The 10,687-nt window shown below is 68.6% G+C and carries 8 protein-coding genes and 1 pseudogene; 7 read left to right on the forward strand and 2 right to left on the reverse strand.

Annotated features, from left to right (window positions below; genetic code table 11):
• Positions 1–293: 293 nt before the first annotated feature.
• Positions 294–1,334 (forward strand): annotated as a pseudogene (ftsZ, locus tag Q8Q77_RS17230) (cell division protein FtsZ); the annotation flags it as partial.
• 22 nt (positions 1,335–1,356) lie between these two features.
• On the opposite strand, the gene Q8Q77_RS17235 reads toward ftsZ, so the two are convergent.
• Both Q8Q77_RS17235 and Q8Q77_RS17240 read right to left on the reverse strand, forming a co-directional pair.
• A complete protein-coding gene (locus Q8Q77_RS17235; protein WP_305584916.1) occupies positions 1,357–1,683 on the reverse strand; it encodes a cell division protein ZapA in 327 nt (108 codons plus the stop codon).
• Between the two features lie 3 nt (positions 1,684–1,686).
• A complete protein-coding gene (locus Q8Q77_RS17240; protein ID WP_305584918.1) occupies positions 1,687–1,968 on the reverse strand; it encodes a DUF4164 family protein in 282 nt (93 codons plus the stop codon).
• 152 nt (positions 1,969–2,120) lie between these two features.
• Between Q8Q77_RS17240 and tkt the strand changes: the two genes are divergently transcribed.
• The 6 genes from tkt to fba all read left to right on the forward strand — a co-directional run.
• Complete coding sequence (tkt, locus tag Q8Q77_RS17245) at positions 2,121–4,106, forward strand: transketolase (RefSeq protein WP_305584920.1); 1,986 nt, start codon at positions 2,121–2,123, stop codon at positions 4,104–4,106.
• Positions 4,107–4,116: 10 nt separating this feature from the next.
• Complete coding sequence (purT, locus tag Q8Q77_RS17250) at positions 4,117–5,313, forward strand: formate-dependent phosphoribosylglycinamide formyltransferase (protein WP_305584922.1); 1,197 nt, start codon at positions 4,117–4,119, stop codon at positions 5,311–5,313.
• Positions 5,314–5,398: 85 nt separating this feature from the next.
• Positions 5,399–7,429: a S9 family peptidase gene (locus Q8Q77_RS17255; protein WP_305584924.1), complete on the forward strand. Its 2,031-nt coding sequence runs from the start codon at positions 5,399–5,401 to the stop codon at positions 7,427–7,429.
• A gap of 138 nt (positions 7,430–7,567) precedes the next feature.
• Positions 7,568–8,578 (forward strand): type I glyceraldehyde-3-phosphate dehydrogenase, encoded by a 1,011-nt coding sequence (gene gap, locus Q8Q77_RS17260; RefSeq protein WP_305584926.1) that lies wholly within the window; start codon positions 7,568–7,570, stop codon positions 8,576–8,578.
• A gap of 9 nt (positions 8,579–8,587) precedes the next feature.
• Entirely contained in the window at positions 8,588–9,778 is a 1,191-nt protein-coding gene (gene pgk / locus Q8Q77_RS17265; RefSeq protein ID WP_305584928.1) for a phosphoglycerate kinase, read from the forward strand.
• A 24-nt stretch (positions 9,779–9,802) separates the two neighbouring features.
• A partial coding sequence (gene fba, locus Q8Q77_RS17270) for a class II fructose-bisphosphate aldolase (protein WP_305584929.1) occupies positions 9,803–10,687 on the forward strand: 885 nt, incomplete at its 3' end.

Below are 10,687 nucleotides of genomic sequence, written 5' to 3' on the forward strand. Positions count from 1 at the left end.
GTTGAATCCCCTCGACCTGGATAACCAGGTGGGCGCCGTTTTGCCCGGTCCCACGGGACCGGCCAGGGACAGCTCCCTTAGAGTGAATTAAGGTCGCTGGGAAAATTTGCCTTCGACGAGAGCCGCAGCAGGCCCGCCACCAGGCAAGATAGGGCTTCGCGGCCAAGGACTCAAGCGGAGCCGCCCAGAAGCTTCGCGCACATGGGGCTTGCCCGTTTGCGACCACATTCCTATGCGTCTCCTCCGGCCAGTTGCTCGGGAAGGAGCGGCGGCCGAGCATGGAGTACGCAAGAATGACCGCGACGCCCCCCAGCGGCGGGTCCTGGCGACCGTCGTCCCACCTGAAACCGCGCATCGTGGTGATCGGAGTCGGCGGGGCGGGCGTCAATGCGATCGACAACATGATCACGGCGGGCCTGCAGGGCGTGGACTTCGTCGTCGCCAACACCGACGCCCAACAACTCTCGCTCTCCAAGGCCGACCAGCGCATCCAGCTCGGCGTGCGCACCACGCAAGGGTTGGGCGCCGGCGCCAGCCCGGGCGCGGGCCTAGCCGCGGCCGAGGAGTCGGTGGACGAGATCGTCCGCCACCTGGAAAGCGCCGACATGGTGTTCATCACCGCCGGCATGGGCGGCGGCACTGGCACCGGCGCCGCGCCCTTCGTGGCCAGATGCGCCCGCGAACGTGGCATCCTCACCGTGGCGGTGGTCTCCAAGCCCTTCCGCTTCGAGGGCCGCCATCGGATGCGCATGGCCGAGGCCGGCCTGACCGAGCTGCAGCGCTATGTGGACACCTCCATCGTGGTGCCCAACCAGAACCTGTTCCGGATCGCCACCGAGCAGACCACCTTCGCCGACGCCTTCACCCTGGCCGACCAGGTGCTGCACGCGGGCGTGCGCTCGATCACCGACCTGATGGTGCTGCCGGGCCTGATCAATCTCGACTTCGCCGACGTGCTCTCGGTGATGGGCGGCATGGGCAACGCCATGATGGGCACCGGCGAGGCGACTGGCGACGGCCGCGCGCGCACCGCGGCTCAGAACGCCATCGCCAACCCCCTGCTGGACGAGACCTCCCTGGCCGGCGCCAAGGCGGTGCTGGTCAATGTCACCGGCGGGACGGACATGACCCTGCTGGAGGTCGACGAGGCGGCCAACGCCATCTCCGAGCAGGTCGACCCGGACGCCAACATCATCTTCGGCGCGGCCCTGGACCAGGGGCTGCAGGGCAAGCTGCGAGTGTCGGTGGTGGCCACCGGCATGACCAGCGGCGCGCCACAGGCCGAAAAGCCCGCCTTCGGCGAGCCGGCGGCGGGGTCTGAGATCGGCCGCACCAAGCCGTTCTGGGATCGGTAGCCTACTCCGCCGCCAGCTTCTCGATGCGCTTGGCGGCGTTTTCCAGGGCGCCGACGACGCGGCCCTCGGCGCGGGCGTGGTCGGACTGGGCGCGGGCGAGTTCGGCCTGCGCCGCGGAGAGCCGGGTCTTCAGGTCCATCAGCTCATCGGCCAGCAGCAGCGAGCCCATCAGGAATAGCCGCGTCTCGCCCAGTTGTCCCATGTCCTGCGACACCTGGCGCACCTGGCGGTCGAAGATGCGCGCCAGCTCCATCAGGTGGTTTTCCTGGCCGTCCTCGCAGCCCACCGCATAGGGGCGGCCATTCACGTTAATGTTGATCTGGGCCATGGGTCAGGCCTCCTGGGTCTCTTCGGCGGGGGCGCTGTGCAAGGCGGACTTGATCTCGGCGATCGCGCGGCCTAGCGCCGCAGAGGCCTCGGCGCCGGCGGCCTCCAGCTCCTTCTCCCGGGCGCGCGCCTGATCGAGTTGGGCGGCCAGCTTGGCGTCGCCCTGGGCGAACAGCTCGCCCGCGCCGCCACCGCCCTTGCTCAGGCGTTGCTCCAGCTGAGACAAGGCCTTGTCCAACCGCTTGACGGCCTGGTCGAGGGGGTTCTCGCCCACCGGCTCCCGCATGATTCGGCGCTCCGAAAGTGTGACCGTTAATCTATAGACCCGCCCGGGCGCGCGCCGAAACCCGCTGTGTGTGACGCCGCTTCCTTGACCCTTCAGGCCTTGCGTGCGACCCCGCCCGCAATCGCGCCCAGACTCACCCCCGGAAGATCTTAATGTCCGCTCCGATCCAGACCATGGCAGACGCCATCCGCGTGCTTTCGATGGACGCGGTCCACAAGGCCAAGTCCGGCCACCAGGGCATGCCCATGGGCATGGCCGACGTGGCCACCGTGCTCTGGACCAAGTTCCTGAAGTACGACGCGGCCAAGCCCGACTGGGCCGACCGGGACCGGTTCGTGCTGTCGGCGGGCCACGGCTCGATGCTGATCTACGCCCTGCTGCACCTGACCGGCTTCAAGGCCGTGACCATGGATCAGATCCGCGACTTCCGTCAGTGGGGCTCCAACACCGCCGGCCACCCCGAATACGGCCACACGCCTGGTGTCGAGACCACCACCGGACCCCTGGGCCAGGGCCTGGCCACCGCCGTCGGCATGGCCATGGCCGAGCGCCACCTCAATTCGCGCTTCGGCGACGAGGTGGTCGACCATCGCACCTGGGTGATCGCCGGCGACGGCTGCCTGATGGAAGGCGTCAGCCACGAGGCCGCCTCCATCGCCGGCCGCTTCAAGCTGGCCAAGCTCACCGTCCTGTTCGACGACAACAACACCACCATCGACGGCGAGGCGACCATCTCGGAGACCGGCGACCAGCTCGCCCGCTTCAAGGCCTACGGCTGGGCGGTGAAGGAGGTCGACGGCCACCACTTCGGCAAGATCGCCGCGGCGATGAAGTGGGCCACCCGCCAGAACCGCCCGACCCTGATCGCCTGCAAGACCAAGATCTCCAAGGGCGCGGGCCGCAAGGAAGGCGACCCCCACAGCCACGGCTACACCCTGTTCGACGACGAGATCGCCGACGCCCGCCTGGCCATGGGTTGGACCCACGCGCCATTCGTGGTGCCGGACGAGGTGCTCAAGCCCTGGCGCTCGGCCGGGAAGAAGGGCGCGAAGGCCCGCAAACACTGGCAGGCCAAGCTCGACAAGTCGCCGCTGAAGTCCGAGTTCGAACGGGCCATGAAGGGCGACCTGCCGGCCGCGGCCTTCGAGCGCCTGGACGCCTACACGGCCGAGGCCGCCGCCTCCAAGCCCGCCGCCGCCACCCGCCAGCATTCCGGCTCGGCCCTGGAGCAACTGGTTCCCGCCATCCCGGAGATGGTCGGCGGCTCGGCCGACCTGACCGGCTCCAACAACACCTACGTCAAGGGGACCAAGGCCTTCGACCTGCCCGACTATTCCGGCCGCTACGTCCACTATGGCGTGCGCGAACACGGCATGGCCGCGGCGATGAACGGCATGGCCCTGCACGGCGGGGTGATCCCGTTCTCCGGCACCTTCCTGGTGTTCTCCGACTACAGCCGCCCGGCGATCCGGCTGGGCGCCCTGATGGGGACACGCGTCATCCACGTCATGACCCATGACTCGATCGGGGTCGGCGAGGACGGCCCGACGCACCAGCCGGTGGAGCACGTTGGATCCCTGCGGATGATCCCGAACCTCAACGTCTACCGCCCCGCCGACGCGGTGGAGGCCGCCGAGTGCTGGAAGCTGGCGCTCTCGACCAAGACCACACCCTCGGTCATGGCCTTGTCGCGCCAGAAGGTCCCGGCGGTGCGCGGTTCGGCGACCGAGAACCTTTCGGCCAAGGGCGCCTACGAGCTCAGCCCCGCCAGCGGCCCGGCCCAGGTGACGCTCTTCGCCTCGGGCACCGAGGTCTCCGTGGCGGTCGGCGCCCAGAAGGCCCTGGAAGCCGAAGGGATCGCCACCCGCGTGGTCTCCACCCCCTGCTGGGAGCTGTTCGCCGCCCAGCCGCCCGCCTATCGCAAGTCGGTGATCGGCGAGGCCAAGGTCCGGGTCGCCGTCGAGGCCCAGGTCGGCTTCGGCTGGGAGCGGTTCATCGGCGAGGACGGTGTGTTCGTGGGCATGACCGGCTTCGGCGCCAGCGCCCCGGCCGAGCGGCTCTACAAAGAGTTCGGCATCACCGCCGAGGCGGTGGCCGCTGCGGCCAAGGCCAGACTGTTCGCCAACGAACCCCTCTAAGGACCCGCGCATGCGCCTCGGCACGCCGCTCTCGCCCACCGCCGTCAAGGTCATGCTGCTGGGCTCGGGCGAGCTCGGCAAGGAGGTGGCCATCGAGCTGCAGCGGCTGGGCTGCGAGGTGATCGCGGTCGATCGCTACGCCGACGCCCCGGCCCACCAGGTCGCCCATCGCAGCCACGTCATCGCCATGACGGACGCCAAGGCTCTGCGCGCCCTCGTGGAGCTGGAGCGCCCGCACCTGATCGTGCCGGAGATCGAGGCCATCGCCACCGACGAGCTGGTGCGCATCGAGGCCGAGGGGCTGGCCACCGTAATCCCCACCGCCCGCGCCGCCCAGCTCACCATGAACCGCGAGGGCATCCGCCGGCTGGCCGCCGAGACGCTCAATTTGCCCACCTCGCCCTACGCCTTCGCCGCCACCGAGGCGGAACTGGCGGCGGGCGCGGAAGCCACCGGTTTCCCCTGCTTCGTGAAGCCGGTGATGTCGTCCTCCGGCAAGGGCCAGTCCTATGTGGAAGGCCCCGAGGGGATCGCCGCGGCTTGGCGCTACGCCTTGGAGGCCGGCCGAGTCGAACAGGCGCTGGTGATCGTCGAGGGGAAGATCGACTTCGAGTTCGAGATCACCCTGCTGACCGTCCGCTCCAAGGCTGCCGACGGTGAGACCGTCACCAGCTTCTGCGAGCCCGTCGGCCACCGGCAGGTGAAGGGCGATTATGTGGAGAGCTGGCAGCCCCAGGCCATGAGCCCGGCCGCGCTGGACCGCGCTCGCGAGATCGCCAAGGCGGTCACCGGGGAGCTGGGCGGGCTTGGCCTGTTCGGCGTCGAGCTGTTCGTGCGCGGCGACGAGGTCTGGTTCTCCGAGGTCAGCCCCCGGCCGCACGACACCGGCCTGGTGACCCTGGCCACCCAACACCAGAGCGAGTTCGCCCTGCACGCCCGCGCCATCCTCGGCCTGCCGGTCGACACGTCCTTGCGCGAACCCGGCGCCAGCGCGGTGATCTATGGGGGCATGGACGCCAAGGGGATCGCCTTCGAGGGCGTGGCCGAGGCGCTCGGCGTGCCCGGCGCGGACCTGCGCCTGTTCGGCAAGCCCGAGGCCTTCCCGCGCCGCCGGATGGGCGTGGCCCTGGCCCGGGCCGCCGACGTCGACGAGGCCCGCGCCAACGCCGCCGAGGTGGCCTCACGGGTGCGACCGACCGCAGGCTAGGGCGCGTTACACAGACGTAACAACCTAGCGTTTGCCGCCCGCCACCGGCCCGCCTAGCATCCCGGCCAATGTCGGGAGAAAACACATGCGCAAGCTTCTTGTCGCCGCCGCGGCCCTCACCCTGGGGATGGCCGCGATGAGCGCGAACGCCGCCCCCAATGTCACGGCTCCGCTGATCGAGCGGACCAAGTTCTTCGGCAATCCCAACCGCACCCAGGGCCGTATCAGTCCCGACGGCAAGTGGCTGGCCTGGATCGCCCCGCGCGACGGCGTGCTGAACATCTGGGTGGCGCCCATCGCCGACCCCGCCAAGACCAAGCCCCTGACCGACGAGAAGAAGCGGCCGATCCGCAGCTACTACTGGGCGCCGGACTCCGGCTCCATCCTGTTCGTCAACGACAAGGGCGGCGACGAGAACTTCCTGCTCTACGGCGTCAACGTGGTCAGCGGCGCGCAGAAGACCCTCACGCCCTTCGAGAAGACCCGCGTCCAGGTGCTGAACATCAGCCGACTTGTCCCCGAGCGCGTCCTGGTGGGGCTGAACAACCGCGACCCGCGCTGGCACGACGTCCACAGCCTGGACCTCAAGACCGGCAAGCTGATCCTGGTGTTCCAGAACGACGGCTTCGGTAGGTTCATGATCGACGAGCAGCTCAAGGTGCGCGGCGGCGCCAAGTCGCGCCCCGACGGCGGCACCGATTTCTACGCCATCGAGGACGGCAAGGTTTCCGACAAGCCGATGGACAGCATCGACTTCGAGGACGACGGCGCCACCGGTCCCATGGGCTACACCACCGACGGATCGATCCTCTACTGGGGTGAGAGCCGGGGCCGCGACACCTCGGCCCTGGTGGCCCAGGACGTGAAGACCGGCGCCCGGACGGTCGTGGGCGAGAGCCCCAAGGTCGACGTGCTCGGCGCCATGTTCAATCCGAAGACCGGCAAGGTGGACGCCTATGCCGTCAACTACCTGACCACGGAGTGGAAGCCGGTCGACCCGGCGGTCAAGGGCGACCTGGAGTTCCTGAAAGCCAATCTGAAGGGCGAGATCGCGGTCACCTCGCGCACCGACGCCGACGATCTCTGGACCGTCGCGGTCGATCCCGTGACCGCGCCCTCGGCGCTCTACCTCTACGACCGCAAGGCCAAGTCGCTCAAGAAGCTCTACGTCACCCGGCCGGAACTGGAAGGCGCGACCCTGGCGGCCATGCACCCGGTGGAGATCAAGTCGCGCGATGGCCTGGTCCAGCCCTCGTACCTGACCCTACCGCCGGGCTCCGACGCCAATGGCGACGGCCGTCCCGACAAGCCCCTGCCGCTGATCCTGCTGGTCCATGGCGGACCCTGGGGCCGCGACGCCTACGGCTACAACGGCCTGCACCAGTGGCTGGCCAATCGCGGCTATGCGGTGTTGTCGCCCAACTTCCGCGCCTCCACCGGCTTCGGGAAAAGCTACGTCAACGCCGGCAACCTGGAATGGGGCGCCAAGATGCATGACGACCTGCTGGACGCCGTGGACTGGGCCGTGAAGAACGGCGTCACCGCCAAGGACCAGGTGGCGATCATGGGCGGCTCCTATGGCGGCTACGCCACGCTGGCGGGCCTGGCCTTCACCCCGGACGCCTTCGCCTGCGGGGTCGACATCGTCGGACCGTCGAACCTCAACACCCTGCTCTCCACCGTGCCCGCCTATTGGGAAGCCGGCCGCAAGCAGATGTACCGCCGGATGGGCGATCCCGGCACGCCGGAGGGCGCGGCCCTGCTGAAGGCGCGCTCGCCTCTCACCAAGGCCGACCAGATCAAGAAGCCCCTGCTGATCGGCCAGGGCGCCAACGATCCGCGCGTGAACCAGGCCGAGAGCGACCAGATCGTGAAGGCCCTGCAGGCCAAGAACATCCCGGTGACCTACGCCCTGTTCCCCGACGAGGGCCACGGCTTCGCGCGACCGGAAAACAACATCGCCTTCTACGCGGTCACCGAGCACTTCCTGGAGCGCTGCCTGGGCGGCCGGGCCGAACCCTTCGGGACCGCGCTCGCCAAGACCTCGATGACCGTGCCCCACGGCGCCGAGTTCGCGCCGGGCCTGGAAGCGGCGCTAAAGGCGAAGGTCCAGTAGAGTTAAGGAGGGCGTCCGGCGCCGTCGGCCGCCCCTTCCCGTCACAAAACGCAGCCAGAGTTGACCCCGCCAGGGGTTGACTAAACGCGCCCGCGCCTCAAGAAACCGCCGCAATCACTTGGCTCAGGAGTTTTCTCGATGACCGTACGCGTCGCCATCAATGGTTTCGGCCGCATCGGCAGGCTTGTCCTGCGCTCGATCGTCGAACATGGCCGCGGGGATATCGAGGTCGTCGCGATCAATGACCTGGGCCCGGTGGAGACCAACGCCCACCTGCTGCGCTACGACAGCGTGCACGGCCGCTTCCCGGGCACGGTCACCGTCGACGGCGACTCGATCGACGTGGGTCACGGCAAGATCAAGGTCACCGCGATCCGCAATCCGGCCGAGCTGCCGCACAAGGACCTCGGCGTCGACATCGCCTTCGAGTGCACCGGCCTCTTCACCACCAAGGAGAAGGCCTCGGCCCACCTGACCGCCGGCGCCAAGCGCGTCCTGGTCTCGGCCCCCTGCACCGACGCCGACAAGACCATCGTCTATGGCGTGAACCACGACACCCTGACCGCCGCCGACCTGGTGGTCTCCAACGCCTCCTGCACCACCAACTGCCTCGCCCCGATCGCCAAGGTCCTGCACGACCTGGCCGGCATCGAGCGCGGCTACATGACCACCATCCACTCCTACACCGGCGACCAGCCGACGCTGGACACCATGCACTCCGACCTCTACCGCGCCCGCGCCGCGGCCATGTCGATGATCCCGACCTCCACCGGCGCCGCCAAGGCGCTCGGCCTGGTGATCCCGGAACTGCAGGGCAAGCTGGACGGCTCCTCGATCCGCGTGCCGACCCCCAACGTCTCGGTGGTCGACCTGACCTGGGTCCCCGGCCGCACGATCACCAAGGAAGAGATCAACGCGGCGCTGAAGGCCGCCGCCGCTTCGGGCCCGCTGAAGGGCGTGCTGGCGGTGACCGACGATCCGCTGGTCTCCATCGACTTCAACCATGTCGCGGCCTCCTCGACGGCGGCGCTGGCCCAGACCCAGGTCATCGACGGCGGCCTTGGCCGGGTGCTCTCCTGGTACGACAACGAGTGGGGCTTCTCGACCCGGATGGCCGACACCGCCCTCGCCATGGCCAAACTGATCTAGATCAGAGCCATGACCTTCCGCACCCTCGACGACGCCGAACTCCGGGGCCGGCGCGCCCTGGTGCGCGTGGACCTCAACGTGCCCGTGGCCGACGGGCAGGTGTCGGACGACACCCGCCTGCGCGCCGTGGTCTCGACCATCGCCAAACTCGCCAAGGGCGGCGCCAAGGTGATCCTGCTGGCCCACTTCGACCGGCCCAAGGGCAAGGTCGTCCCGGAGATGAGCCTCGAGCCCATCGCACCGGCGCTCGCCAAGGTGCTGGGCCAACCGGTGGCCTTCGCGGCCGACTGCATCGGCGATGTCGCGACCTCGGCGATCGCGGCGATGAAGCCGGGCGAGGTCCTGCTGCTGGAGAACGTCCGCTTCCATGCGGGCGAGGAGAAGAACGATCCCGAGTTCGCCAAGGCGCTGGCCGCCAACGGCGATCTCTACGTCAACGACGCCTTCTCCGCCGCTCACCGCGCACACGCCTCCACCGAGGGCCTGGCCCACCTGCTGCCGGCCTATGCGGGCGAGCAGATGCGATTGGAGCTGACGGCGCTGGACAAGGCGCTGGGGCGTCCCGAGCGCCCGGTGCTGGGCATCGTCGGCGGGTCCAAGGTGTCCAGCAAGCTCGATCTGCTGCGCAATCTGGTGACCAAGCTGGACAAGCTCGCCATCGGCGGCGGCATGGCCAACACCTTCCTCTACGCCCAGGGCCATGACGTCGGCGCCTCCTATTGCGAGAAGGAGATGGCCGAGACCGCGCGCGACATCATCCGCCTTGCCGGCCAGAACAACTGCAAGCTCTTCCTGCCGCTGGACATCGTGGTGGCCGAGAAGATGGCGCCCGGCGCCCCCGCCCGCATCCGCAGCCTGGGCGCGGTGGACGAGCATGAGCGCATCCTCGACGCAGGGCCCGAGACGGTGGAGCGTCTGAAGCGCGCCATGGACAATTCCAAGACCCTGATCTGGAACGGCCCGCTGGGCGTGTTCGAGATGCCTCCATTCGACAAGGGCACCTTCGCCGCGGCCCATCACGCGGCCGAACTGGCCAAGGCCGGCAAGCTGGTGGCCGTGGCGGGCGGGGGTGATACAGTCGCAGCCCTGAACGGCGCCGGCTGCGCGGACGATTTCACCTTCGTCTCGACGGCGGGCGGCGCGTTTCTTGAATGGATGGAAGGCAAAGAGCTGCCCGGGGTGGCGGCGCTGACCATTTAGATACGATTTTACGGAGGGCAGGGCATGGCCCGGGTTACTTTGAGACAACTTCTGGATCACGCGGCCGAGCAGGGCTACGGGGTTCCGGCGTTCAATATCAACAACATGGAACAGGGCCTGGCGATCATGGAGGCCGCCGACGCGGTCGACGCGCCGGTCATCATCCAGGCCAGCCGGGGCGCGCGCTCCTACGCCAACGACATCGTGCTGAAGCACCTGATCGACGCCCTGGCCGAGATGTATCCGCACATCCCGATCTGCATGCACCAGGACCACGGCAACAACGAAGCCACCTGTGCGACCGCGATTCAGTACGGCTTCACCTCGGTGATGATGGACGGCTCGCTGAAGGCCGACGGCAAGACGCCGGCCGACTACGACTACAACGTCAAGGTCACCCGCAACGTCGTCGACATGGCCCACTGGGTGGGCGCCTCGGTCGAGGGCGAGCTGGGCGTGCTGGGGTCTCTGGAAACCGGCATGGGCGAGAAGGAGGACGGCCACGGCTTCGAGGGCAAGCTCGACCATGACCAGCTGCTGACCGACCCCGACCAGGCCGTCGAGTTCGTGAAGGCCACCGAGGTCGACGCGCTGGCCATCGCCATGGGCACCAGCCACGGCGCCTACAAGTTCACCCGCAAGCCGGACGGCGACGTCCTGGCCATGGGGGTGATCGAGGAGATCCACCGCCGCCTGCCCAACACCCACCTGGTGATGCACGGCTCCTCCTCGGTGCCGCAGGACCTGCAGGACATCATCAACCAGTACGGCGGCGAGATGCCCCAGACCTGGGGCGTGCCGGTGGAAGAGATCCAGCGCGGCATCAAGCACGGCGTGCGCAAGATCAATATCGACACCGACAACCGGATGGCCATGACCGGCGCCATCCGCAAGATCTTCGCCGAGCAT

Origin of the sequence: Phenylobacterium sp., assembly GCF_030698145.1 — a bacterium.
Lineage (GTDB): Bacteria > Pseudomonadota > Alphaproteobacteria > Caulobacterales > Caulobacteraceae > Phenylobacterium.